Origin of the sequence: Aquitalea sp. USM4, from assembly GCF_004328945.1 — a bacterium.
Taxonomy (GTDB): domain Bacteria; phylum Pseudomonadota; class Gammaproteobacteria; order Burkholderiales; family Chromobacteriaceae; genus Aquitalea; species Aquitalea pelogenes.
Genome location: NZ_CP029539.1, coordinates 3720765 through 3744442, shown reverse-complemented (window position 1 = coordinate 3744442; position 23678 = coordinate 3720765). Strand labels below are relative to the sequence as shown.

General features: G+C 57.9%; 21 protein-coding genes. 8 read left to right on the top strand and 13 right to left on the bottom strand.

Features of this window, described 5'->3' with window-relative positions; all coding sequences use genetic code 11:
* Positions 1-29: 29 nt before the first annotated feature.
* Positions 30-1049: a 3-deoxy-7-phosphoheptulonate synthase gene (gene aroF, locus DKK66_RS17225; protein WP_131360050.1), complete on the top strand. Its 1020-nt coding sequence runs from the start codon at positions 30-32 to the stop codon at positions 1047-1049.
* A gap of 69 nt (positions 1050-1118) precedes the next feature.
* Here aroF and DKK66_RS17220 read toward each other — a convergent pair whose 3' ends face one another.
* Genes DKK66_RS17220 through dapF form a run of 3 tightly spaced genes read right to left on the bottom strand, consistent with a single transcriptional unit; the run spans position 1119 to position 3200 of the window.
* Positions 1119-1688: a hypothetical protein gene (locus DKK66_RS17220; RefSeq protein WP_131360048.1), complete on the bottom strand. Its 570-nt coding sequence runs from the start codon at positions 1686-1688 to the stop codon at positions 1119-1121.
* Complete coding sequence (locus tag DKK66_RS17215) at positions 1685-2332, bottom strand: DUF484 family protein (protein WP_045846924.1); 648 nt, start codon at positions 2330-2332, stop codon at positions 1685-1687. Before DKK66_RS17215 ends, DKK66_RS17220 begins: the two co-directional genes overlap by 4 nt.
* A 37-nt stretch (positions 2333-2369) precedes the next feature.
* The gene (gene dapF / locus DKK66_RS17210; RefSeq protein WP_045846925.1) at positions 2370-3200 is read right to left on the bottom strand and encodes a diaminopimelate epimerase; all 831 of its coding nucleotides are present in this window, start codon (positions 3198-3200) and stop codon (positions 2370-2372) included.
* A gap of 118 nt (positions 3201-3318) precedes the next feature.
* Between dapF and DKK66_RS17205 the strand changes: the two genes are divergently transcribed.
* Genes DKK66_RS17205 through DKK66_RS17195 form a run of 3 tightly spaced genes read left to right on the top strand, consistent with a single transcriptional unit; the run spans position 3319 to position 5257 of the window.
* Positions 3319-3909, top strand: coding sequence for a TetR/AcrR family transcriptional regulator (locus tag DKK66_RS17205; protein WP_045846926.1), 591 nt, complete (start codon positions 3319-3321; stop codon positions 3907-3909).
* A gap of 44 nt (positions 3910-3953) precedes the next feature.
* On the top strand, positions 3954-4433 hold the full coding sequence (locus DKK66_RS17200; protein ID WP_242673514.1) for a DUF4442 domain-containing protein: 480 nt from the start codon (positions 3954-3956) through the stop codon (positions 4431-4433).
* Between the two features lie 11 nt (positions 4434-4444).
* Positions 4445-5257 (top strand): crotonase/enoyl-CoA hydratase family protein, encoded by an 813-nt coding sequence (locus DKK66_RS17195; protein WP_131360045.1) that lies wholly within the window; start codon positions 4445-4447, stop codon positions 5255-5257.
* 65 nt (positions 5258-5322) lie between these two features.
* Here the strand turns inward: DKK66_RS17195 and DKK66_RS17190 are convergent, their stop codons facing one another.
* From DKK66_RS17190 to DKK66_RS17170, 5 genes are all read right to left on the bottom strand, one after another.
* A complete protein-coding gene (locus tag DKK66_RS17190; protein ID WP_131360043.1) occupies positions 5323-6525 on the bottom strand; it encodes a branched-chain amino acid ABC transporter substrate-binding protein in 1203 nt (400 codons plus the stop codon).
* A 277-nt stretch (positions 6526-6802) separates the two neighbouring features.
* Positions 6803-8017 (bottom strand): branched-chain amino acid ABC transporter substrate-binding protein, encoded by a 1215-nt coding sequence (locus DKK66_RS17185; protein WP_131360041.1) that lies wholly within the window; start codon positions 8015-8017, stop codon positions 6803-6805.
* A 193-nt stretch (positions 8018-8210) separates the two neighbouring features.
* Complete coding sequence (gene hemH / locus DKK66_RS17180) at positions 8211-9299, bottom strand: ferrochelatase (protein ID WP_131360039.1); 1089 nt, start codon at positions 9297-9299, stop codon at positions 8211-8213.
* A 70-nt stretch (positions 9300-9369) separates the two neighbouring features.
* Positions 9370-11670: a DNA translocase FtsK gene (locus tag DKK66_RS17175; RefSeq protein ID WP_062786845.1), complete on the bottom strand. Its 2301-nt coding sequence runs from the start codon at positions 11668-11670 to the stop codon at positions 9370-9372.
* A 96-nt stretch (positions 11671-11766) separates the two neighbouring features.
* Positions 11767-12885 (bottom strand): anhydro-N-acetylmuramic acid kinase, encoded by a 1119-nt coding sequence (locus DKK66_RS17170; RefSeq protein ID WP_242673513.1) that lies wholly within the window; start codon positions 12883-12885, stop codon positions 11767-11769.
* Positions 12886-13112: 227 nt separating this feature from the next.
* On the opposite strand from DKK66_RS17170, the gene DKK66_RS17165 reads away from it, so the two are divergent.
* Together DKK66_RS17165 and recJ are read left to right on the top strand one after the other, a co-directional pair.
* Positions 13113-14126, top strand: a complete 1014-nt coding sequence (locus DKK66_RS17165; protein ID WP_131360037.1) for a hypothetical protein — start codon at positions 13113-13115, stop codon at positions 14124-14126.
* Positions 14127-14133: 7 nt separating this feature from the next.
* Positions 14134-15825: a single-stranded-DNA-specific exonuclease RecJ gene (recJ, locus tag DKK66_RS17160; RefSeq protein ID WP_131360035.1), complete on the top strand. Its 1692-nt coding sequence runs from the start codon at positions 14134-14136 to the stop codon at positions 15823-15825.
* A gap of 19 nt (positions 15826-15844) precedes the next feature.
* Here the strand turns inward: recJ and DKK66_RS17155 are convergent, their stop codons facing one another.
* Together DKK66_RS17155 and gdhA are read right to left on the bottom strand one after the other, a co-directional pair.
* Complete coding sequence (locus DKK66_RS17155) at positions 15845-16552, bottom strand: hypothetical protein (protein ID WP_131360033.1); 708 nt, start codon at positions 16550-16552, stop codon at positions 15845-15847.
* 76 nt (positions 16553-16628) lie between these two features.
* Positions 16629-17966 carry an NADP-specific glutamate dehydrogenase gene (gdhA, locus tag DKK66_RS17150; protein ID WP_131360031.1) on the bottom strand — a complete coding sequence of 446 codons (1338 nt, stop codon included), beginning with the start codon at positions 17964-17966 and terminating at the stop codon, positions 16629-16631.
* Positions 17967-18189: 223 nt separating this feature from the next.
* Between gdhA and rmuC the strand changes: the two genes are divergently transcribed.
* A complete protein-coding gene (gene rmuC / locus DKK66_RS17145; RefSeq protein ID WP_131360029.1) occupies positions 18190-19671 on the top strand; it encodes a DNA recombination protein RmuC in 1482 nt (493 codons plus the stop codon).
* A 113-nt stretch (positions 19672-19784) separates the two neighbouring features.
* On the top strand, positions 19785-20039 hold the full coding sequence (locus DKK66_RS17140) for a hypothetical protein (protein ID WP_045846938.1): 255 nt from the start codon (positions 19785-19787) through the stop codon (positions 20037-20039).
* Positions 20040-20108: 69 nt separating this feature from the next.
* On the opposite strand, the gene DKK66_RS17135 is transcribed toward DKK66_RS17140, so the two are convergent.
* The 3 genes from DKK66_RS17135 to DKK66_RS17125 all read right to left on the bottom strand — a co-directional run bounded on the left by DKK66_RS17135 (position 20109) and on the right by DKK66_RS17125 (position 23603).
* Positions 20109-21161, bottom strand: coding sequence for an NADP(H)-dependent aldo-keto reductase (locus DKK66_RS17135; protein ID WP_131360027.1), 1053 nt, complete (start codon positions 21159-21161; stop codon positions 20109-20111).
* A gap of 266 nt (positions 21162-21427) precedes the next feature.
* On the bottom strand, positions 21428-22828 hold the full coding sequence (locus tag DKK66_RS17130; protein WP_131360025.1) for an EAL and HDOD domain-containing protein: 1401 nt from the start codon (positions 22826-22828) through the stop codon (positions 21428-21430).
* Positions 22829-22946: 118 nt separating this feature from the next.
* Positions 22947-23603 (bottom strand): TetR family transcriptional regulator, encoded by a 657-nt coding sequence (locus tag DKK66_RS17125; protein ID WP_131360023.1) that lies wholly within the window; start codon positions 23601-23603, stop codon positions 22947-22949.
* Positions 23604-23678: the final 75 nt, after the last annotated feature.

Below are 23678 nucleotides of genomic sequence, written 5' to 3'. Positions count from 1 at the left end.
CAGACCAATCCCATCGCCAGGAAATAAACATGATTATCGTGATGAACCGTTTCGCACAGGATGAACACATTCAGGCGGTGGTGGACAAGATTCGCGCTGCCGGCTTGAGCGAGCACGTCTCGCGCGGGACCGAGCGCACCATCATCGGCGCGGTCGGAGATGAGCGGGTATTCAGCCCGGATGCCTTTGCCTTGTTGCCGGGTGTGGAGCGGGCGATGCGGGTGGTCAAGGAGTACCGCATTGTCTCGCGCGAAGTGCACCCTGCCGACAGTGTGGTGCAGGTGCGCGGGCTGTCCATCGGCGGTCTGGCCATTCATGTGATTGCCGGCCCGGCTGCCGTGGAAACGCCGGAGCAGATGGCGCTGTCCGCGCAAATGGTGCGTCAGCATGGCGGCAAACTGCTGCGCGGCGGTGCGTTCAAGCCGCGCACCAGTCCCTATGCGTTCCAGGGCGTTGGCGTGGAGGGACTGGATATCCTGCAGCAGGAGGCGCGCCGTCAGGGCCTGCCCATGGTGAGCGAATTGCTGGATGTGCGCCTGCTGGACACCTTTCTTGAGCATGACGTCGATGTCATCGAAATCGGCGCACGCAATATGCAGAATGTCGGCCTGCTCAAGGAAGTGGGGCGTATCAACAAGCCGGTGATCCTGAAACGCGGGCCGTCTTCAAGTCTGAGTGAATGGCTGATGGCTGCCGAATACATTGCAGCCGGTGGCAACCACAACATCATTTTCTGTGAGCGCGGCGTGCGCAGCTTTGAAACTTCTTACCGGAACATGCTGGACCTGTCGGCAATTAGCGTGATGAAGCGGGAAACCCACCTGCCGGTGATGGTCGACCCCAGTCACGCTGCAGGCAAGGCATGGATGGTAGCTTCACTGGCCAGGGCGGCACTGGCAGCCGGGGCGGATGGCCTGATGCTGGATATCCACCCGGACCCGGCCAATGCATGGTGTGATGGCGAGCAGGCGCTCAATCCGCTTGAATTCAGCCAGCTGATGCAACAGTTGTCAGTACTGGCCGGGGCGCTCGGCCGCAGTCTCGCCTGAGCAGCACCATTACTCATCAGCAAGATAATAAAAAAACCGGCAGAAGCCGGTTTTTTTATTTGAGCGCTATCAGGTCCAGCCCAGCAGGATGGGCGCAATCCACCCCCCCAGCCACATGCTGGCTATCGGTGCGGCGATTGTCCCGATGAGCAACAAGCGCCAGCTCAATATGCCATCCTTGCTCCGCTGCAGGGAAAACAGAAACACCCGGTATAGCAGATAACTGAGCACGGCCATCAGTGGTGGCAGCATCACGTAAGCTGCCATTGGGCGCCATTCCAGTGCCGGAGCGGTGAGCAGGCTGCCAAGGGTAAAGCACAGTTGTGAAACCAGCAGGGCGGCGATACGTGGCGACTCTGCAGGCAGCAATAAGCCGCGACGGGTCGGGCAGGCGCTGGCAGGTAACCAGAGCGCTGCTGCAATGGCAAGCCAGCTGTAGCTATAGACAAAAGGCAGCCAGACCGGGCGCAGCGGCGTGTAGGGTTCGCTCAGGCGGAAAAATGCAGCCAGCACGAAATATGCGGCGATGAAACTGGCAATGGCGACCGGGCTGCGTGCTGCAATCTGACGCCAGAGTATGTGCAGGAGGTATGCCAGCAGCAACAGGATCAGCAGCCAGCCTCCAAGGGTTGCCGTCATGCTTGTCCCAATACGCGCAGCAGGGCGGCGGAAATGATTTCGCCCATTTGGGCCAGATAGTGGGTGTGCATGTCGAAGGTGAAGCGCTGTGCATCGTCACTGGCCAAGACCAGCAGACCAAAGCGCGCACCACTGACATCAGTCAGCGGAATCTGGCTGAATGATTGCAGTACCGGTGTGGCCGGGAACCAGCCCAAGACTTCGTCATTGACATAGGGGCCGCAGTAGGGCGCAGACAGGTTGCGGGCCAGGGCCTGCACTTCGTGACGTGCATTGTAGAGCGGAGAGGATTCGGCCGCCGGATGCCACAGGCGCAAGGCCATACGGTCCAAAGAGAAGTCCTGCTTGAAGCAGCTGGCCAGCCCATCCACCACCTGCTGCAGGTTCAGGCAGCGTTGCAGTACCAGAGACAGGCGGTGGGCACTGTGAATGATCTGGTCATTGGCTTCGCCATGGAGGATGAGTTGATGCAGGCGCGCTTCCAGCTGACGGTTACGGTCCTTCAGTTCCAGCATCTGTCTGTCAGCCAGTGAAACCACCACCCGGTCCTGTGTGGCCGGGCTGCGCAGGCCAAAGCGGTCGGCATGGTGCTGCAGGAAGTCCGGGTGGGTATCCAGAAAGGCCAGAACCTCATCGCTTTGCATCAACATTCTCCTTGTAGTGTGCCTGTGTACCGATCAGTCAGACTTCGATTTCACCCTGGAATACCGTCATGGCCGGGCCGGTCATGCGCACTGGCTGGCCTTCGCCATGCCATTCGATTTGCAGATCGCCGCCACGGGTATGCACCAGCACCTTGCTATCCAGCAAGCCGCGACGGATGCCAGACACCACCGCGGCACACGCTCCGGTGCCGCAGGCCAGGGTTTCTCCCGCACCACGTTCAAACACACGCAGGCGGATTTCATGGCGCGAAACAATCTGCATAAACCCGGCATTCACCTTTTCCGGGAAGCGGTGGTGGGTTTCGATCAGTGCGCCCAACTCTTTCACCGGTGCAGTATCGACACTATCGACCACCTGCACTGCGTGCGGGTTCCCCATGGAAACCACGCTGATGTCGCAGCTGTAACCGCCGGTATCCAGCGGATAGGTGATGGCTTCGCCTTCTGCCACAAAAGGAATCTCCAGCGGACGGAAGCGCGGCACACCCATGTCAACCACAGCCTGGTTCTGGCCCAGGTATTCCGGAATGATCACGCCTTTGGCCGTTTCAACCCGGATGGCTTTCTTGTTGGTCAGTTTCTGGTCGCAAACAAACTTGGCAAAACAGCGTGCGCCGTTACCGCATTGTTCCACTTCGCTGCCGTCATTATTGAAAATGCGATAGCGGAAATCGTTGTTTTCTTCCTGGGGGGATTCCACCAGCAGCAGCTGGTCAAAGCCAATGCCGAAGTGGCGGTTGCCAAGCTGGCGGATTCTGTCGGTATCGAGGGAGACGGTTTGTCTGACACCGTCAATTACCATGAAGTCATTGCCCAGGCCATGCATCTTGCTGAATTTGAGTCGCATCGGAAAAGTCCGGTCTCAGGGTTGGCCAAATACCGTCCATCATAACCGATATGCCATGCCTGTCCAGCGCTGGAGCCATCCGATTGACACCTTACTAACCAGTAAGTAAAGTTTGCTGATGAAAACTGCCGCCGATGCCAAAACCGATACCAGCAAACGTATTCTCGACATTGCCGAGGAGCTGTTGCTGACGCGTGGCTATAACGCCTTCAGCTACCAGCACATCAGCTCGGCACTGGGTGTGCGCAACGCCGCCATCCATTATCACTATCCCAAAAAAACCGATCTTGGCGTAGCGCTGATCCAGCGTTACCGTCGCCGCTTTCAGCGTTTTGTCGAAGCGCAACTGGCCCTGACTCCTGCCCAGCAGCTGGAGCAGTACTACAGCCTGACCGATGCCTATTTCGAGCGTGATCAGCAAATCTGCCCCAGTGGCATCCTGACGACCGAATACCAGACCCTGCCGGAAGAAATGCAGCAGGAAGCCAATGCCTTTGTCGATGAAATGCGTGACTGGGCGGTCAGCATTGCCGCTCGCGGTCGTGCCGATGGCAGCATGCGTTATGCCGGTACGCCGGAAGCCATGGGCCTGCTGATGCTGGCAGCCTTGCAGGGAGGCTTGCAACTGGCACGTACCGACCAGGCGGTGATCGATGTATTGAAAATCCAGATTCGGGCCTTGCTGGGCCTGGATGTTCCACTTCCATGACATAAAACAGAGGGCTAACACGCATGGATTATCAGAAAAACAGCATGAGTCGCATTGCCGACAAAGTGGGCAGACTGCCAGTCGGCCTGCGCAGCACGGTGCTTTCCTTGTTATTCGGTCGCTTTGTGCCGTTTCTGGCCACGTCCGGCATTCGCTTTGAACAGACAGGGCATACCCGCCTGACTGTTTCCATCCGCAACCGGCGCAAGGTGCAAAACCATATCAAGGGCGTGCATGCCGCCGCCATGGCGCTGCTGGCCGAAACGGCTAGCGGCTTTGTGGTGGGCATGAACGTGCCGGATGACAAGCTGATGCTGCTCAAGTCGATGAAGGTGAATTACGTCAAGCGCGCGCAGGGCGACATGCGGGCGGTGGCCACGCTGACGGATGAGCAGATCCGCAGCATGTATACCACCGACAAGGGTGATGTGCTGGTGGATGTCACGGTGACGGACGAATCGGGCGAATCGCCGGTGGTCTGCGAAATGGTGTGGGCCTGGGTGCCCAAAAAACGCCCCCAATAAAGGAGCCCGGCATGCAATGGCAGACTTTTGACGTTGAGTTGCAGGGCAAGGTGGCACTGGTGCGCTTTAATCGCGCGGACAAGGCCAATGCATTGAACCAGACCATGTGGCAGGAGCTGCAATCGGTCATGGAGTGGGCTGATGCCGAGCCTGCGGTGCGCGCGGTGGTGCTGGCTGGGCAGGGCAGGCATTTCTGTTCCGGGATCGACCTTTCCATGCTGTTGGGCATCCAGGGTGCCATTGCCGACGAATGCGAAGGACGTCAGCGCGAGAAACTGCGTCGACTGATTTTGCAATTACAGGACAATGTATCCAGCCTGGAGCGCTGTCGCAAACCGGTAGTGGCCGCCATTCATGGTGCCTGCCTTGGCGGCGGGCTGGATATTGCACTGGCGGCTGACTTCCGCTTTGCTGCAGCAGATGCGGTATTTGCCGTGCGCGAAGTGGATATCGGCATGGTGGCCGACGTTGGTACCTTGCAGCGCTTGCCAGGGGTGGTTGGGCAGGGGATTGCCAGGGAAATGGCGCTGACCGGCCGGGATGTCACGGCAGAAGAGGCATTGCGCTTTGGCCTGGTCAATCGTGTATTGCCTGATGCCAATAGCGTGCTGGCAGCTGCGCTGGAAACGGCGGCGCTGATGGCAAGCAAATCGCCGCTGGCTGTGCGTGGCAGCAAGGAAATGCTGAACTACTCGCGCGATCATAGCGTGGCGGACAGCCTGAATCAGGTCGCCACCTGGAATGCGGCCATGCTGCTGTCGGAAGACATCCAGAAGGCAGCCATGGCGTCGATGACGCGGCAGACGGCAAGCTTCCGCGACTGAGCCGGTAGGCCATAAACAAAAACGGCAGCTTGTGGCTGCCGTTTTTGTTTGGATCAGGATCGCGCTTATTGTGCTGCGCTGGCTGCCGCTGCGGCAGGCTTGGCCACCGATTCCCACTTGCCGTTTTTCAGCTGGTACAGGGAAACAGTGCCGTTGACGATATTGCCCTTGGGATCAAAAGCGATATCGCCGGTAACGCCTTGCAGCTTGGTCTTGGCAATTTCCGGCAGATACTTGGCCGGGTCGGCCGAGCCTGCGCGCTTCATCGCTTCGATCATCACGCGGGTAGCATCGTAGGTGTACGGTGCGTAGGCCTGGATGTCGGCATTGAAGCGCTTTTTGAACTTGTCGTTGAATGCCGCAAAGCCGGGCATGCTTTCCTTGGGAGCGCCGGCGCTGGAGGCATAGCTGCCTTCGGCATCCTTGCCACCCAGTTTGGCGAATTCGGCGGTATTCACACCGTCAGCACCCATGTAGTCGGCGGTGATGCCCAGCTTGCGCATCTGCTTGACCATCGGACCGGCTTGCGCGTCCATGCCGCCGTAGAACACCAGATCCGGCTTTTCACCCTTGATGGCGGTGAGGATGGACATGAAGTCGGTAGCACTGTTGGTAGTGAATTCGCGCTTGATCACCTTGCCGCCGGCAGCTTCTACCGATTTGGCAAAGTCATCCGCCAGGCCCTGGCCATAGGTGGTGCGGTCATCAATGATGGCAATGCGACTGCGCTTCAGGTCGCTCACGGCAAATTTGGCCAGCGCCTGTCCCTGCTGCTGGTCATTGGCAATGATGCGGAAGGTGTTCTTGAAACCTTGCTCGGTGAACTTGGGGCTGGTCACCGAACCGGCAATCATCGGAATACCTGCGTCCGAATAGATTTTGGATGCCGGAATGGCTGCGCCGGAAGTCAGGTGGCCGATTACACCGGCAACCTTGTTGTCGACAAAGCGTTGCGCTACCTGGGTGGCGGTTTTCGGGTCGGCCTGGTCATCTTCCGAAACTACTTCAAACTTGACCGGCTTGCCGTCCAGTTTCAGGTTCTCGGCAGTGGCTTCTTCGGCAGCCAGCTTGACGCCGTTGTCGGCATCACGGCCCCAGTGTGCAAATGGGCCGGTCAACGGATTGGCAGAGCCAATCTTCACGACGACAGCATCGCTTGCACCGGCAGCGGCAGATGCGTTTTGTTGCGGGGCGGCAGCGTCTTGCTTGTTACAGGCAGTCAGCGCCAGTACGGCGGCGGTGATAAGGGTAATACGTGGGAGATACATGGAAATGCCCTGGTCTAATTAGAATTGGATAAGGGTCATTCGCCACGAAAGCTTTTGGCATTTCATGTCAGCACACCCCGGGGGTGGTGGGGTCTGTTGATGGCGCTGACTGGATACAATCGACGCCACTGACCCGCCCATTTTTGTTGTTCTGCAGCATTTCGTCAACCTTTGTGGCTGATCCACATCATATGGCTGCCAGTTTGGCCATGCCAAAGCCTGATCTAAACGAAAAAAGCGCAGCCGGGGCTGCGCTTTTTCGGGGATGAGGCAGGGATTACTGGGCTGCGCTGGCTGCTGCCGGTGCACCGCCAACGGTGGAAACCACTTCCCACTTGCCGTTCTTGACCTGGTAAACGGTAACTGCACCATTCTTGATGTCGCCCTTGTCGTCAAAGGCGATGTGGCCGGTCACGCCGGTGTAGTCAGTCTTGCCGACTTCGGGCAGGTATACCTTCGGATCGGTGGACTTGGCACGCTTCATGGCATCAACCAGTACACGTACGGCATCGTATTCATACGGTGCGTAGATTTGTACTTCGGTGTTGAACTTGGCCTTGAACTTGTCGTTAAAAGCAGCAAAGCCCGGCATCTTGTCGCGCGGTACGCCGCAGCTGGAGGAGTATTGTCCTTCAGAAGCGGAACCCGCCAGCTTGATGAATTCCGGGGTCTGCCAGCCATCGCCGCCCATCAGCTTGGCCTTGATGCCCAGACGTTCCATCTGCTTGGCCAGCGGGCCTGCTTGTGCATCCATGCCGCCGTAGAAGATGACGTCCGGCTTGGTGGCCTTGATGGAGGTCAGAATGGCGTTGAAGTCGGTAGCGGTGTTGGTGGTGAATTCACGCTTGACCACTTCCAGGCCCTTGGCCTTGACGGCTTTTTCAAACTCGTCAGCCAGACCCTGACCATAAGCAGTGCGGTCGTCAATAATGGCAACCTTCTTGGCTTTCAGGCCATCAGCAGCAAATTGACCCAGCGCAGTACCTTGTTGTACGTCGTTGGCAATCACGCGGAAGGTGGTCTTGAAACCTTGCTTGGTGTAGTCCGGGTTGGTAGCGGACGGGGAGATCTGCGGCAGGCCGGCGTCGGAGTAGATCTTGGAAGCCGGGATGGTGGTACCGGAGTTCAGGTGACCTACCACGCCAACAACACCAGCATCTACCAGGCGCTGGGCAACCTGGGTACCGATTTTCGGATCGCCCTGGTCATCCTCGGAAACCAGTTCGAATTTGACTTTCTTGCCACCGATCTCAACGCCTTCTGCGTTCAGGTCTTCAATGGCCAGCTTGGCGCCAAATTCATTGTCTTTGCCCAGATGCGAAATCGGGCCGGACATGGGGGATACTTGACCGATCTTGACGGTAACGTCACCGCCGGTTGCGGCAGCAGCAGGATCAGAAGCTGCACCGGCAGCCGGTTGCTCTTGTTTGCCACAAGCAGCCAGGGTCATGGCAGCGGCAGCGATGAGGCTCAGACGAGCATACTTATTCATATTTTATTTCCCCTGATCTTATCTATGTAGACTTGGCGATCTCTGCGGGCAGCCTGATTAAAATTCAGACTTTACCCTTTACTGATTCAGGCCATTCTTATGGAATGGCCACCAGCTGCGCTGATTATGGGGAGCAGTTTGCGCGGGTGTCAACGGGGTTTATTCATTGGCGGACAAATTATTTTTTATCCCTTCAACGGGCTGCACCAAGCGCTTGCGCACGCTGCTGGCGCATTGTGGCATCTTGTTCTATAACTTCCTGCCAGCCTTGGAGATTTTTCTCCACAATGCCTGCCAACGCTGCAATCCACTGCGGGTCGTCATTGAGGCAATCGATGTAGCGGAAATCCCCTCCACCGGCTTGCTGGAAGGTGTGCTTGCCTTCCATGGCTATTTCTTCCAGCGTTTCCAGGCAGTCTGCGACAAATCCCGGACAAATCACGTCCAGCCGTTTACAGCCTTCTTTACCCAGTTTTTCCAGCGTTGCACTGGTATAAGGCTGGATCCATTCCGCCCGGCCAAAACGGCTTTGGAAACTCACCACATATTGTTCCCGGCTCAATCCCAGCTTTTCTGCCAGTAGGCGTCCGGTTTTCAGGCATTCGCAGTGGTAGGGGTCCCCCTTGTCCAGAGTAAAACGTGGCACGCCGTGAAAGCTCATCAACAGCTTTTCCGGCCGGCCATGCACTTGCCAATGCGTTTGCACCTTGTGTGCAAGTGCGTCGATATACGCCGCGTCATCGTGGAAGTGACGCACGGTGCGCAATTCCGGCATGTTGCGCAGCTTCATCAGTACCCGGTAGACATCATCCAGCGCCGTTGCACTGGATGAGCCGGCGTATTGCGGGTAGAGCGGAATCACCAGCAGCCGGTCCACACCCTGGGCGCGCATTTTCATGATGGCGGACTCGACCGAAGGCTGGCCGTAACGCATGGCGAAATCCACCACCACATTGCGCAGCCCCCGCTCACCTAGCAGGCCTTTGAGCAGGCTGGTTTGTTTGCGGGTGTAAGTGAACAAGGGCGAACCATCTGCTCGCCAGATGCTGGCATATTTTTCTGCCGACTGTTTCGGACGGGTATTGAGGATGATGCCGTTCAGAATCAGCCACCAGATGGCCTTGGGGATTTCAATGACACGCGTGTCGGACAGGAACTGCTTCAGATAAGGGCGTACCGCCTGCGCGGTGGGTGCTTCGGGTGTGCCCAGATTGATCAGCAGAATGCCGATGCGGGCTTGTTGGTCGTGGCTGAAAGGTGGTTCTGGAAGGTATCCGGACATGGGGTTCTCGCTACCTGTACAGGTTGTGACTGCCGGCACCGGGCCGGCAGTCTGAAAAGTTGATTACAGCTCAGTCGTCGCGTGCTGGTGCCAGCACCGTGCGGTTGCCATTGGTTTCCATTGCAGAAACCAGGCCTGCCATTTCCATTTGCTCGATGAGGCGGGCAGCGCGGTTGTAACCGATGCGCAAATGGCGTTGTACCGAAGAAATGGACGCCTTGCGGGTTTTGACCACGATGGCCACGGCTTCGTCATACAGTGGGTCGGCTTCACCGCTGCCATCCACATCGCCGCCAGCGGGTACGCCTGCTTCATCGGCTTCGGCCTGACCGCTAAGTATGCCTTCGATGTAATCCGGCTCGCCGGTGGTTTTCAGGAATTCCACCACATGATGGACTTCTTCATCGGCCACAAACGCACCATGTACCCGGTTCGGGTAGCCGGAGCCAGGCGGCAGGTAGAGCATGTCGCCCTGGCCGAGCAGGGTTTCTGCGCCCATCTGGTCCAGAATGGTACGGCTGTCGATCTTGCTGGAAACCTGAAACGCGATTCGGGTGGGGATGTTGGCCTTGATCAGGCCAGTAATCACATCAACCGACGGGCGCTGGGTGGCCAGAATCAGGTGAATGCCTGCAGCACGGGCTTTTTGTGCCAGCCGGGCAATCAGCTCTTCGATTTTCTTGCCCGCCACCATCATCAGGTCGGCCAGCTCGTCAATCACCACCACGATCAGGGGCAGGGTATCCAGCGGCTCTGGTGTTTCAGGCGTAAGACTGAAAGGATTGGGAATCTTCTCGCCGGTCTTTTCCGCGTCCTTGATCTTCTGGTTGTAACCGGCCAGATTGCGCACGCCCAGCTTGGACATCAGGCGATAGCGCCGTTCCATTTCACCGACGCACCAGTTAAGCGCATTGGCGGCCTGCTTCATGTCGGTCACCACTGGTGCCAGCAGGTGCGGAATGCCTTCGTAGACCGACAGCTCCAGCATCTTGGGGTCGACCATGATCAGGCGGACTTCCCGTGCGGTGGATTTGTACAGCAAGGACAGGATCATCGCATTGATGGCGACCGATTTACCTGAGCCCGTGGTACCGGCCACCAGTACATGCGGCATCTTGGCCAGATCCACCGACACCGGCTGACCGGCAATATCCTTGCCGACGGCGATAGCCAGACGGGAACTCATGTTCTGGTAACCATCCGAGCCGATGATTTCCGACAGGCGGACGATCTGCCGTTTGGGGTTGGGTAGCTCCAGGCCCATGTATGTCTTGCCCGGAATGGTTTCCACCACCCGCACCGAGACCAGTGACAGCGCGCGGGCCAGGTCTTTCATCAGGTTGACGATTTGCGCGCCCTTGACGCCCACGGCAGGTTCGATTTCGTAACGGGTAATCACCGGGCCGGGGTAGGCGGCAATCACTTTGACGTCCACGCCAAAGTCGGCCAGCTTGCGCTCGATCAGACGGGATGTGTACTCGACGGTCTCGGCAGAAACCGGCTCGTGCTGGTCTTTGGGGGCTTCCAGCAGACTCAGGCCGGGTAGCTCGCCGCTATTGGGGTCGGCAAACAGCGACTGCTGTACCGGTTTTTGTGCTTTGGGCGAAACAGGAATCTCTGCCGTAGTGGCTTCAATGCGCACTGGAGGTTTGTCTTCCTGCTTTTTCTTTTCGCTGCTGACCTTAACTTCACGCTGCTGCGCAGTTTCGCGGCCGATTTCCCGGTCCTTGCGGGCCTGCCAGGCATGCCACACCTTGAGCACGCCATCTTCCAGCGTGCCGCCGATTTTTTCCATGATGTCCAGCCAGGACAGGCCGGTAAACAGTGAAAACCCGATGGCTGCCGTTACCGACAGCAACAGGTAAGCGCCGGATTGTCCCAGGCCATGCGCCAGCGCCTTGCCCAGCCAGTGGCCCAGCATGCCGCCAGGGGACAACGGCAGATTGAGCTGCTTGCCCGCCAGCACGATGCCTTCAACACTGGCGCTGGACAGCAGCAACAGGAAAAAGCCACCCATGGCCGCCAGCGTCATCGGATTCAGGCGAAACCCCAGGGTTTCCATGCGACGGTAGCCCCAGGCAATGGCAACCAGGCAGAACACCACCAGCCACCAGGCTGACAAGCCGAAGATATACAGCAGCATGTCGGACAGCCAGGCACCAAAGGCACCGCCGTAGTTACGTACCGTGGGGTCGGATGAACTGTGCGACCAGGAAGGGTCTTGCGGTGAATAGCTGGCCAATACCAGTACCAGGTAGACCGCAGCCACCGCCATCAGCAACCACCATGCTTCACGCAGCAGGCTGGCAAGCTTGGGGGGCAGTGGTGTCTGGCTGTTCTTGACGACGGCCTTTCTTTTGAAAAGTCGCATTTTTCTCGTTTAAGGCTAGGACAGGGGGTGATTATAGCCTGACAAGGCCGTTTGGCGCGCTTGCTGTTGTCAGGCTTTGCTGTGGAGACAAGGCTTTCAGGCTGGATAGAGTGCACCCAGCACGCGCAAACCGGCAGCGCCGGTCACCTCGGGCAGGTTGGCAGGCAGGCGATGACAAAAGCGCCAGGCCAGCCAGGCAAACGCAGCCGCTTCTACCTGATGTACCGGCAAGCCCAGTTCGGCCGTTCTGCAGATACGGATATCCGGCAGTTGCTGTTGCAGTGCCTGCATCAATGCCGCATTGTGTGCACCGCCACCGCAGACATGCATGCTCTGCGTTTGCGGGCAGTGTCGGCGAACTTCGCCGGCGATGCTGTGTGCGGTCAGCTGCAGCAGTGTGTGCTGGACATCTGCTGCATCCAGGGCTGGCCAGGCGGCAAGTTGCTGCTCCAGCCAGTCGAGGTCAAACAGGTCACGGCCGGTGCTTTTGGGCGGCGGGAGTTGGAAATAGTCATCGGCCAGCATCTGTTGCAGCAAGGGCAGGTGCAAGCGACCACTGGCGGCCCAGTCGCCATTGGCATCATAGGCCTTGCCGGTGTGACTCTGGCACCAGGCATCCAGCAGCATATTACCTGGCCCGCAGTCAAAGCCGATCACCGGCAGGCTGCGGTGCAGGCGTGTCAGATTGCTGATGCCGCCGATATTCAGGATGACGCGGTTTTCCGTATCACTGGCAAACACATCCTGATGAAAGGCCGGCACCAGTGGGGCGCCATGCCCCCCGGCAGCCACATCGCGGCTGCGGAAATCACCAATCACGTCAATGCCGGTCAGTTCTGCCAGCAATGCAAGGTTGCCAATCTGCAAGGTATAGCCGGCCTGCGGGGCATGGCGAATGGTCTGGCCGTGGCAGCCGATGGCGCGAATTGCTGCAGCGGGCAGGGTGGCCTTGCCCAGCAGTTGCGCTACAACATCCGCATAAATTCGTGCCAGCGCATTCGCCAGGCGCGCGGCAAGGTCCAGTTCGTTGTGCCCAATGGCTTGCAGCTGCAAGACCTGCTCACGCACGCCAGCGGGGAAGGGCAGGAAACTGTCTTCCACTACTTGCGGCTTGCCTTGGGCATCCATTTCCAGCAGGACGGCATCCACGCCATCCAGGCTGGTGCCGGACATCAGTCCGATATAGCGTTCAATCATGTCGTGTCGGCTTTTCATCAGGGCATCGTATAGCGAGGCACAGGCGGTTTTGCGGTAATCCCGGCAGTTTGCGATAATCCCGCACTTTGCTGCCTGCCTTGCAGTTGCACTGCAATATACAGGGTTTGCCATGCATTGCAGACATTTCCAGTCGCAAACCGGAGTGCCTTGCCTGGTCAGCCTACTTGTCACTGCTAGCAGCCGGGCGATTGCCAGCTGCTTTGCCGATCTGAAATAACGGACTCATGAAGCTCACCCTGCTGATGCCAGGACTTGCCTGGCCGGACGTCCATGATGGCGCCGAAGTTTGCCGCGGGCTGTCGCTGCCCGCTTTGTCTTGCCTGCTGGGCCGTGGCCACAGGCATGGCCAGGCCTTGTCGCTGACCGAGCTGTATGGCCGGGCTGGCGGTTTCCCTTTGCATGGACTGGCGCGCGAACTGGCAAAGCATGCCGACCTGTCAGGCGATGACTGGCTGATGGCAGACCCGGTACACGTGCGCATTGATCGCGACCGCGCCTTGCTGGCCGATGTCGGGGTGATGCGGCTATCGCAGGATGAGGCCGATGCCATGGTACAAAGCCTGAACCGGCACTTTGCCGAAGATGGCCTGACATTCCATGCCATCGAACCGGGGCGCTGGTTGCTGCAACTACCCGGGCCCAGTCAGGCGCAGTTCACCCCGCTGCAGGATGCAGTAGGCGAAAACGTGAATGAACACCTGCCCGCAGGCGCGCGTGGTTTGCACTGGAGCCGTTTGCTCAACGAGATGCAGATGCTGCTTTATACCCATCCGGTGAATGACGCCCGCGAAATGCAGGGCGAGCTGGCGGTCAACAGCGTCTGGCTGTGGGGGGATGGTGCAGCAGCAAGCCAGCTTGCCGATCAGCCGCGGGCAGATCTGCTGCTAAGCGATGACCCCATCTTGCAGCAGCAGGCCGACTGCCCGACGGATGCCATGCCCTATGATTTTTCCGGCCTGATGGCGCGCTGCGCAACACTGCAAGCCAATAGTCATGTTGTGGTGGTGCAGGATGCTTTGCTGTCGGCAGCGCAATACCGTGATGCCTGGGGCTGGCGCGAGCAATTGCAGCGCATGGAAACCGACTGGTTCCAGCCGCTGCTGCAAGCACTGAAGCAAGGCAAAATCAGCGAATTGCAGCTGCAATGCCATGGGGCTGCCGGCTTCAAGCTGCGCATTTGCCGCCGTGATTTGTGGAAACTCTGGCAACGCCCGCAATCGCCCGCCACCCTGTATTGAGAGCTTCATGTCACGCATCGTCACCCGCAATATTCCAGATCAACATCATGCCACCCTGGTTGCCCAGGGCCTGAGTCCCTTGATGGCCAGGCTGTATGCCGCCCGCGGCATTGCCGGGTCGGATGAGCTGGACTACAGCCTCAAGGCCCTGCTGCCTTATCACAGCATGAAGAACATCACCGCCATGGCCAGCCGTCTGGCCGACGCCATTGCCTCCGGGCAGCGCATGCTGGTGGTGGCGGACTATGACGCTGATGGCGCAACAGCTTGCTCGGTGGCGGTGAAAGGCCTGTCCATGCTGGGCGGCAAGGTGGATTTCATCGTACCCAACCGCTTTGAATACGGTTACGGCCTGACGCCGGAAATTGTCGACCTGGCCGCGCAAAGCAAGCCCGACATCATCGTCACCGTCGATAACGGTATTGCCAGCGTGGCAGGGGTGGAGCGAGCACGTGCATTGGGCATCGAAGTGCTGATTACCGACCATCATCTGCCTGGCGACACCCTGCCGCAGGCCTTGATCGTCAACCCCAACCAGCCGGGCTGCGAATTCCCCTCCAAGCACCTGGCCGGGGTAGGAGTGATGTTTTATGTGTTGCTGGCATTGCGCGCCGAGCAACGCCAGCGCGGCATCTACGCCGGGCGGACAGAACCCAATCTGGGCGAATTGCTGGACTACGTGGCACTGGGAACGGTGGCTGACGTGGTACGGCTGGATCAGAACAACCGTATCCTGGTGGAAAACGGCCTGCGCCGCATGCGTAGCGGCCGCATGGTGCCTGGCATTGCCGCACTGTTCCGCATTGCCGGACGTGCACATTACAAAGCCAACACCTTTGATTTGGGATTTACTCTTGGTCCCCGGCTAAATGCGGCCGGGCGGCTGGATGACATGAGCCTGGGCATCGCCTGCCTGCTATCCGGCACGGAAAGCCAGGCCATGACACTGGCGCAAGAGCTGGACCGGCTGAACCGCGAGCGCCGGGTCATCGAGCATGGCATGCAGGACGAAGCGCTGGCGGTACTGTCCAGCATCGACCCGTCAGACCGCTACACCCTTACCCTGTACCGGGATGACTGGCACCAGGGTGTTGTCGGCATTGTTGCCTCGCGCCTGAAAGAACGTTTCCATCGTCCGGCCATCGTGTTTGCGCCGGGCGATGAAGGCGAGATCAAGGGCTCTGGCCGTTCGATTCCCGGTTTCCACCTGCGCGATGCGCTGGATCTGGTGTTCAAGCGCCACCCGGGCTTGATCCTCAAGTTTGGCGGCCATGCCATGGCAGCCGGCATGACGCTGGCAGAAGCACGATTTGCCGAATTCCAGCAGGCATTCGAGCAGGTGGCACGCGAGTTGCTGGACGAAAACCAGCTCACCCGCACCATCGAAACCGACGGCAGCCTGGATGCGCGTGAGCTGCATCTGCCGTTTGCCGAAGAACTGGCCGCAGAAGTGTGGGGGCAGGGCTTTCCGGTGCCGTATTTCCACGACCGCTTTGCCGTGATGAGCCAGCGCGTGGTGGGAGACAAACATCTTAAATTACGGATTGCCAAGCAAGGGCAGGAGTTCGACGCCATGCTGTTCAATCAGGTGGACTGGCTGCCTGACAATATCAATGCGGTGTATCAGCTGGTGGCCAATGAATGGCAAGGGCGCAAGGAATTGCAGATCTATCTGCAACACTGGACGGCAGTGGAGTGATGCTGTCCGTGCGTGACGATTACTGCGGATAAAGTGGCTGACCAATGGCCAGCTGGTCGTCGTCACGAAACTTGCTGGCCGGGCCGGCAGACCAGGCCCAGCCAGCCAGACTGCCGTCCTCTCGGGTGTAAATGCGTACCAAACCGCGCCCGATACCGGTTTGCTTGCTGCCATCCTCCCGGTAGCGCGTATCGCCCTTCCAGTGCGCACCAGCCGAATCGATGACCTCCACCAGCCACTGTGTGGTTCCCGGCTGCAAAGGTGGTTGTGGAGGATTGAGCACTTGCGGCTTGCTGTTGACGATCATCACATGGCCGGTGTCCTTGGCATGCAGATAACGCGCTGCAAAAACATCGCCTGCTTCAACATCCTGCATGTGCTCGCGCCGGACAAAGCCCTGACCAGCGGCAATTGCCGCGTAGTAATTCTCGGCCTTGGGGTATTCCTTCCAGTAAGTCCTGCGTACCCCATCCAGCACCAGACTGTCGGTACGCTGGAAAATGGCATCAAGCAAACCACTGCAATCCGTTTGTACCGTGCTGTATTCGGCGCGGCCCAGCAAGCCCGCATCGCCTTGCCAACGTACCCAGCCATGGTGCTGATAGCTGTTGTGCTCGGGGCTGACCTCTGCAAGCAGTTGCCGGGCCAGCTGCAAATGGGCAGGCAGAGGAGGGGAATCTGCCCAGGCAGGACTGGTCAGCAGCAGGAATATCAAGAAAGGGCGCATCAAGGTGCCTGCCTGAGGGAAAACCGGATTATCGCGCCGGAATCCGGTTTTTGTTAGCCAGCAAACCAGTGTCTTATCAGATCAGCCCTTGCGCCAGCATGGCATCCGCCACTTTGGCGAACCCGGCAATATTCGCGCCGCGGACATAGCTGACACGGCCATCCTCTCCACGCCCGTGGTTGACACAGGCCTGATGAATACCTTGCATGATGGCATGCAGACGCGCATCCACTTCGCCATGTGTCCAGCTCAGTCGCGCCGCATTCTGGCTCATTTCCAGTCCTGACGTAGCCACACCACCGGCATTGCTGGCCTTGCCGGGCGCATACAGGATGCCAGCCTGCTCGAAGCGCTGAACGGCTTGCCAGGTGGACGGCATATTGGCGCCTTCGGCCACGCAACACACCCCGTTTTCAATCAGGCAACGTGCATCTTCTTCATCCAGCTCGTTCTGCGTGGCGCAGGGGAGCGCAACATCCACTGGTACTTGCCAAGGCCGTTTGCCCAGCAAGAAGGGCAGGCCGAGCCGCGCTGCATAGTCGCTGATACGACCGTAGTGACGGTTCTTCACATCCATCAGCTCGGTCAGCTTTGCCGGGGTGAAGCCCTGCTCATCCAGCACCGTGCCACTGGAGTCGGAAGCGGACACGACCTTGGCACCCAGCTCCATGGCCTTGGCAATGGCGTATTGCGCCACATTGCCGGAGCCCGAAACACTCACCCGCATGCCTTCCAGTGACAAGCCGCGTGTCTTCAGCATTTCCTGCGCAAAATAAACGGTGCCGAATCCGGTGGCTTCCGGCCGCATCAGCGAGCCGCCAAAACTCAGGCCTTTGCCGGTAAATACACAGTCAGCGCGGTTGCCCAGCTTTTTCACCATGCCGGCCATGTAAGCGACCTCTCGCCCGCCAACGCCGATATCACCCGCCGGGACATCGGTATCGGCACCGATATGACGGTAAAGCTCGCAGGCAAAGGCCTGGCAAAAGCGCATCACTTCGCCCTGGCTCTTGCCCTTGGGGTCGAAGTCCGACCCGCCTTTGGCACCGCCCATGGGCAGGGTGGTCAGTGCATTTTTCAGTGTCTGTTCAAAGGCCAGAAACTTGAGAACGGACAGATTGACCGAAGGATGAAAACGTATCCCGCCCTTGTACGGACCAATGGCCATGCTGTGTTGCACCCGGTATCCGCGATTGACCTGGACCCTGCCTTGATCATCGGTCCAGCACACGCGGAACATGATGATGCGTTCAGGCTCCGCCAGACGTTCCAGCAAAGCCTGATCGGTGTAGTGCGGATACTGCCGCAAGAAGGGTTGCAAACTGTCAAATACTTCGTGGACAGCTTGCAGGTATTCCGGCTGATGGGGATTGCGCTGGCGCAGGTGCTCAAGGAAAAGCGTGCTATCGAACATGGCGTATGAGAATGGCGAGTTTTCGAAAGCACGAGTTTAGCCAGCAAAGGGGCAGGGTAAGGCTGCCAAGCTGTTCAACAGCACAAAATCGGAATAAACGAGACATGCCCGGAGAATTTTCCAGGAAGCTGCCATTCGGATCGCAGCGCCGCAACATGAATATGTACAAAATCAATCTTGTTCGCTATGCTGGGCTGATTGTCATCCTGCAGCAAAGAAAATCATGACAGAACTGATAATGGGCCTGTTGTTGCTAGGCTCGGTAGCCAGCTTGCTGGCCTGTTTCCGGGTGCAGCAGCGCAGCGCAACTGAGCGTCAGCAATGGTTGCAGCAAGAGGCAGGCATGCAAGCCAGGCTGGAATCCCTGCAGGAATCATTGCAGCAGTTAGGCCGGCAATCTGATGCCCAATCCCGGGAGCTGAACGACTTGCGGACACAATTGGCCGAAGCGCAGCAACAAACAGCCGCGCATTGGGCCAGCAAGCAGGAGCAGGCCCGTCAGCTGGAGCAAACCCGCAATGACTGGCAGCGGCAAGGCCAGCAACTTCAACAGCAGGCGCAGGAGCTGGTCCGGTTGAGCAACCGGGAGCAGGAACTGCAAACCATGCTGCAAATGGAAAGGCAGCAAGCGGCGGAAAAACTGGCCTTGCTGACCGAGGCCAAAGAAACGCTGAGCAATCAGTTCAAGGCACTGGCCAATGACATCCTGGAAGAAAAGTCCAAACGCTTTGCCGAACAGAATCAGCAAAGCCTTGGTGCCATGCTGGGCCCGTTGCACGAACGCATCCAGGGTTTTGGCAAACTGGTGCAGGACACCTACGACAAGGACTCCAAGGAACGCCTGAGCCTGGAGCAGGAATTGCGCCGCCTGCAAGAAATGAACACCCGCCTGAATCAGGACGCCATCGCACTGACCCAGGCACTGACCGGCAGCAATAACAAGGCCCAGGGCAACTGGGGAGAGATGGTGCTGGAGAAGGTGCTGGAAACGTCGGGCCTGAGCCGGGATCGTGAATACCGGGTTCAGGTATCTGATGTTCTGGAAACGGAAGATGGCCTCAAACGCTACCAGCCCGATGTGGTTATCGACCTGCCGGAAGGCAAGCAACTGGTTGTCGACTCCAAAGTCAGCCTCAACGCCTATGTACGCTATGTGGCAGCCAGTGATGAAGATGCGCGCGAACAGGCCCTGAAAGCACACGTGGCGGCCATTCGCCAGCATATCCGCAGCCTGTCGGAAAAGCGTTATCAAGACCTGTACCGGCTCAACACTGTCGATTTTGTCTTCATGTTCATTCCGGTGGAGCCCGCGTACCTGCTGGCCGTGCAGCATGACATGAGCTTGTTCAATGAGGCTTTTGAACGCCGCATCATGATTGTCGGTCCCAGCACCTTGCTGGCAACGCTACGCACCGTGGCCAGCATCTGGCGCTATGAGTACCAGAACCAGAACGCTCAGGAAATTGCCCGCCAAAGTGGCGCCATGTACGACAAATTCGCCGGCTTTGTCGGCAATATGGAAAAACTGGGCAAACAACTGGACAACTCCCGTGAGGTATTTGGCGATGCCATGCGTCAGCTGTCGTCCGGACGCGGCAACCTGCTGTCCAGTGCCGAACGGCTGCGCAAGATGGGGATCAAGCATCACAAGCAACTCCCCGGACACCTGCTGAGTGATGCGGCAGAAGAGGGAAGTGATGAATGAATGCGCGCATTTGGAGGTGAACTATTTGCGCCAAATGGTTAAGATAGCGCCGTTAAATCAGCAAGCATGACCGCAGCCTTCTTGCGGTCAGCATGACAAACAGGAGTATCAGTATGGTGTTCTTCAAGGTTCCGATGCGCAATTCCAGCGAATGGGAAAAAATGTATGACTTCATTATTGTTGAGATGAAGTCGGCTGATGAGCTGGACGATGTACTGTCGGCTACGCTGTATGATGTTTTCGGTGAATTTGACGACGAGCAGCCGGAACACTGGCAGCCGCAGCAACTGACCCTGGAACAGGCTCTGGCTTCCGGCTGGCCGATTTTCAGCTATGCCATGTATCAGCGTGAAAAAGAAATCGCCTGAGCGTCTTGCTTGAGCATTTCAATAAAAAGCCCTGCAAAGCAGGGCTTTTTTCATGCATGAGTGACCAGATCAAGGGCAGGGGTTGGGAATCCGTGCATGAATGGCTTCCAGCTGCTGCAGGATTTCATCACTCAGCGTGACATGGATGCTATCCAGATTTTCCTGCAACTGCGCCAGCGTGGTCGCACCAATGATATTACTGGTGACAAACGGACGACTGTTGACAAAGGCGAGTGCCAGTTGTGCCGGGCTGATCCCATGCTGCAGCGCCAGCTCAACATAGGCCTTGCTTGCCTCGGCAGCTGTCGGGCTGCTGTAACGGGTAAAGCGATCAAACAAGGTCAGACGGCCGCCTGCCGGACGTGCACCATTCAGGTATTTGCCCGTCAGCACACCAAAGGCCAACGGCGAATAGGCCAGCAAACCGACATTTTCCCGTCGGCTGAACTCTGACAAGCCAATTTCATACAGCCGGTTCAGCAGGCTGTACGGGTTCTGAATACTCACCACACGCGGCAGGCCAAGGTTTTCGGATGCTTTCAGAAACTGCGCCACGCCCCACGGCGTTTCATTGGACAGACCGATGGCGCGGATTTTTCCATCGCGAATGAACTCCTGCAGGACGGACAGCGTTTCTTCAATCGGCGTACTGCCTGCCGGATCATCCTGCCAGGGAAAACCCAGAGTACCAAAGGTATTGGCGTTACGGTCCGGCCAATGCAGCTGGTACAGATCGAGGTAATCGGTCTGGAGACGACGCAGGCTGTCGTTCAGCGCCTGAGTCAAATTCTTGCGATCAAAGTGGGGGTTGCCATCGCGAAAATGGCTGGGTCGCTTGGGGTCCGTCGCAGGACCCGCCGCCTTGCTGGCCAATACGATACGATCACGCTGACCGGTTTTCTTCAGCCAGCTGCCGATATAGGACTCTGTCAGACCTTGTGTTTCAGGACGAGGCGGCACCGGATACATTTCAGCCGCATCCAGCAGGTTCACACCATGCTCCAGCGCCAGGTCAATCTGGCTATGGGCTTCGGCTTCCGTATTCTGTTCTCCCCAGGTCATGGTACCCAGGGCAATCACGCTCACCGAAACATCAGTGTCGCCCAGCTTGCGATATTGCATGATTCGTATCTTTCCGTCAGGTGGATGGGGAAGTACATGGTACTGATGCGAACGATAACTGAGAAGTCATTTGCTTCCATAAGTAATTCTCTGAGTGGAGATACGTTAGTTCGTATAATATATATTATGTCAAATAATATATATCCCATCCATGCAACTCCATGCATGACAACAAACAGTCAACGTTTCTCAGCCCGCACTTCAGCTGCTGGCTTTGCATATCAAAAAAGGCCCCGTGGGGCCTTTTCACTACTGCAGCTGACGGGTCAGACGCTATCGACATTACTTTGTACTTCGCTTTCGCTCAGTACTTCTTGCGCCCAGACCACGGCTTCCATATAGACACTATTCACCTGGCCAATGTCGACTTCCATGCTGGCAGCCAGCCAGGTGATGCTGTCGCTGTCATCCTGTTCACAGGCTTTCGCCAGCTGCAATGGCGCTACAAACAGGCCTTTGTCGTGCAACAGGGCATCAGAAATCATGAATGGCAGGTCAAGCGGCTCCAACGCCTCTCTCAAAGGCATGTTAAGCAGGTCGCCTAGCAAGGAGAACATGCCGGTCAGGAACAGGTGTTCGGCTTCCAGCTTGTTGCCGCGTACGATGCCGAGTTCTTCCATGAAATGGGCTCGGATCAGCGATTTTTCCAGCAAGGACAGGGTTGCACCGCTATCACTTTCCGAGGTGAACAGTAGCAGGGACAGCCATTTGAACAAGGCATTGCGCCCCAGCAGCATCAACCCTTCTTCAATGGTCTGGATCTTGCGAGACAGGCCGTTGACCGGCGAATTGACAAAGCGCAGCAGCTTGAACAGCAATACCGAATCCAGCTTGAACTGGGCTTCCACTTCTGCGGTGGGTGCATTGGCACGCAGCAGGCGCATGATTTCCAGCACCCTGCCCTGATTTGCGCCCTCTTTCTGGCTTACCTTCTGCTGCGCAACTGACAGATAGGAGCCATGAAACAGGGCAAAGCGGTCATTATTCTTGGCATGGCGGCACAAGGCCAGCTCTTCGGCGGTGTTGATGTTGCGTGCCAGCCAGCGCAGTTGCGGGTAGCGCTGCGGCAGTTGTTCCAGCAAGGGAAACAAGGCACGGGTATTGGGCGCGGCAAAATCCAGCACCAGGTAATCCAGTCGCTGGTACAGCGCCAATGCGGTGGGGCTGCTGCCGTAACGTGCCGGTTCAACGGCAAAGCGCAGCCCTGCTCCACGCAAGCCATCAAGCTGGGTAATCAGGTCTTCGGTGAGCTGCTCGCCTTCCAGTAAGTCGAGCATGTAAATGGTGCTGTCGGATGGCAGTTCCAGCGACGGCAAATCATCTAGTGAGGCGAGCGAGACATGAATGAAGGCGCGGCGAAAAGTCAGCAGGCGGAAGATGTTCATGTTCTTCAGTGTGCTGAACAACACCCGGTCAAACGTGCGCCGGCCTGCGGGAGTGCGGCTGCCACTCAGCCCGTCCTTGACGGAAAACTCATAGGCAACAATGCGCTGGGACTTGTCCTGGATAGGCTGATGGGAAACAAAGCCCAGGGTCTGTGGCAGATTGAGCGGTGCACTGTGGCTGGTAGCTTCTTCCGCCGGGGCCGGCGGCTGGGCTACAGAGGGGGCTTCCGGTGTGACCTGCTCTCCCCGATTGAGCAGGCCGCCGAATATCTTTTTAAACATTGTTTACTCGCTGACATCAACAGTTAGCCATGCGGGCCAGCCAGCCTGAACTACAGGCCATGGCCGCGCATGACAGTGTAGTCAGAATTGGCATGCATGGACAGTCTGTTGTGAACAATCAGTTGTGCGCAGGAGACTTGCGCAGCCAGCACTCATTCTGAAACACTCCGGCAAAAAACGGAGTCAGCAGTTTGTCGGTATCCTGCACCAGGTCAACCACCTGATTGAGCAACCAGCTGTCGATCAGGCCACAGATGGTGGAGTGCAGGCAGCCCGCAGCGCAGCGCAAGTCTATTCCCGGGCGCACCAATCCGGCCTCGGCAGCCTGGCTGAGGATGGTATGCAGATTGCCTATTTTTTCCATCAGCCAGTTGCGGTCCATCAAATGCGAATTTTGCATTTCACCCACGTATTCACAGCGCAGGTTGATGATGCCGATGACCCGTGCAATGCGTGGCGTGGTGGTTACCAGCCGCAGCACCCCGCAGCTGTGCAGCCACAAGCGCTGTGCAGGGTTGAGCTCCGGGCAATGTCCGGCCTGCAACAAGACATCCATCATCTCGGCAAATGGCGGAAATGCGCGATCACACATGGCGTTGAACAAGTCGGCCTTGTTGTCGAAATGCCAGTAAATGGCACCACGCGTCAGGCCTGCGTGCTCGGCAATGCTGGCCAGCGTGGTTTTGCTGACGCCCTGTTCCCAGAACAGATGTTCTGCTGCATCCAGCAACAGATGCCTTGTCTTGTCAGCTTCTTCTTTAGTCTTGCGTGCCATTGCGTCATCAATCCGGAAAAGATGACCGGGTACATTGCCCGGTCATTCTGTATTGTCGGGGAGCACCACCAGGCA

Excerpts from the sequence above, each read along its gene's own strand:
- aroF (WP_131360050.1), top strand. The coding sequence starts at position 30 with ATGATTATCGTGATGAACCGTTTCGCACAGGATGAACACATTCAGGCG.
- DKK66_RS17220 (WP_131360048.1), bottom strand. The coding sequence starts at position 1,688 with ATGACGGCAACCCTTGGAGGCTGGCTGCTGATCCTGTTGCTGCTGGCA.
- DKK66_RS17215 (WP_045846924.1), bottom strand. The coding sequence starts at position 2,332 with ATGCAAAGCGATGAGGTTCTGGCCTTTCTGGATACCCACCCGGACTTC.
- dapF (WP_045846925.1), bottom strand. The coding sequence starts at position 3,200 with ATGCGACTCAAATTCAGCAAGATGCATGGCCTGGGCAATGACTTCATG.
- DKK66_RS17205 (WP_045846926.1), top strand. The coding sequence starts at position 3,319 with ATGAAAACTGCCGCCGATGCCAAAACCGATACCAGCAAACGTATTCTC.
- DKK66_RS17200 (WP_242673514.1), top strand. The coding sequence starts at position 3,954 with ATGAGTCGCATTGCCGACAAAGTGGGCAGACTGCCAGTCGGCCTGCGC.
- DKK66_RS17195 (WP_131360045.1), top strand. The coding sequence starts at position 4,445 with ATGCAATGGCAGACTTTTGACGTTGAGTTGCAGGGCAAGGTGGCACTG.
- DKK66_RS17190 (WP_131360043.1), bottom strand. The coding sequence starts at position 6,525 with ATGTATCTCCCACGTATTACCCTTATCACCGCCGCCGTACTGGCGCTG.
- DKK66_RS17185 (WP_131360041.1), bottom strand. The coding sequence starts at position 8,017 with ATGAATAAGTATGCTCGTCTGAGCCTCATCGCTGCCGCTGCCATGACC.
- hemH (WP_131360039.1), bottom strand. The coding sequence starts at position 9,299 with ATGTCCGGATACCTTCCAGAACCACCTTTCAGCCACGACCAACAAGCC.
- DKK66_RS17175 (WP_062786845.1), bottom strand. The coding sequence starts at position 11,670 with ATGCGACTTTTCAAAAGAAAGGCCGTCGTCAAGAACAGCCAGACACCA.
- DKK66_RS17170 (WP_242673513.1), bottom strand. The coding sequence starts at position 12,885 with ATGAAAAGCCGACACGACATGATTGAACGCTATATCGGACTGATGTCC.
- DKK66_RS17165 (WP_131360037.1), top strand. The coding sequence starts at position 13,113 with ATGAAGCTCACCCTGCTGATGCCAGGACTTGCCTGGCCGGACGTCCAT.
- recJ (WP_131360035.1), top strand. The coding sequence starts at position 14,134 with ATGTCACGCATCGTCACCCGCAATATTCCAGATCAACATCATGCCACC.
- DKK66_RS17155 (WP_131360033.1), bottom strand. The coding sequence starts at position 16,552 with ATGCGCCCTTTCTTGATATTCCTGCTGCTGACCAGTCCTGCCTGGGCA.
- gdhA (WP_131360031.1), bottom strand. The coding sequence starts at position 17,966 with ATGTTCGATAGCACGCTTTTCCTTGAGCACCTGCGCCAGCGCAATCCC.
- rmuC (WP_131360029.1), top strand. The coding sequence starts at position 18,190 with ATGACAGAACTGATAATGGGCCTGTTGTTGCTAGGCTCGGTAGCCAGC.
- DKK66_RS17140 (WP_045846938.1), top strand. The coding sequence starts at position 19,785 with ATGGTGTTCTTCAAGGTTCCGATGCGCAATTCCAGCGAATGGGAAAAA.
- DKK66_RS17135 (WP_131360027.1), bottom strand. The coding sequence starts at position 21,161 with ATGCAATATCGCAAGCTGGGCGACACTGATGTTTCGGTGAGCGTGATT.
- DKK66_RS17130 (WP_131360025.1), bottom strand. The coding sequence starts at position 22,828 with ATGTTTAAAAAGATATTCGGCGGCCTGCTCAATCGGGGAGAGCAGGTC.
- DKK66_RS17125 (WP_131360023.1), bottom strand. The coding sequence starts at position 23,603 with ATGGCACGCAAGACTAAAGAAGAAGCTGACAAGACAAGGCATCTGTTG.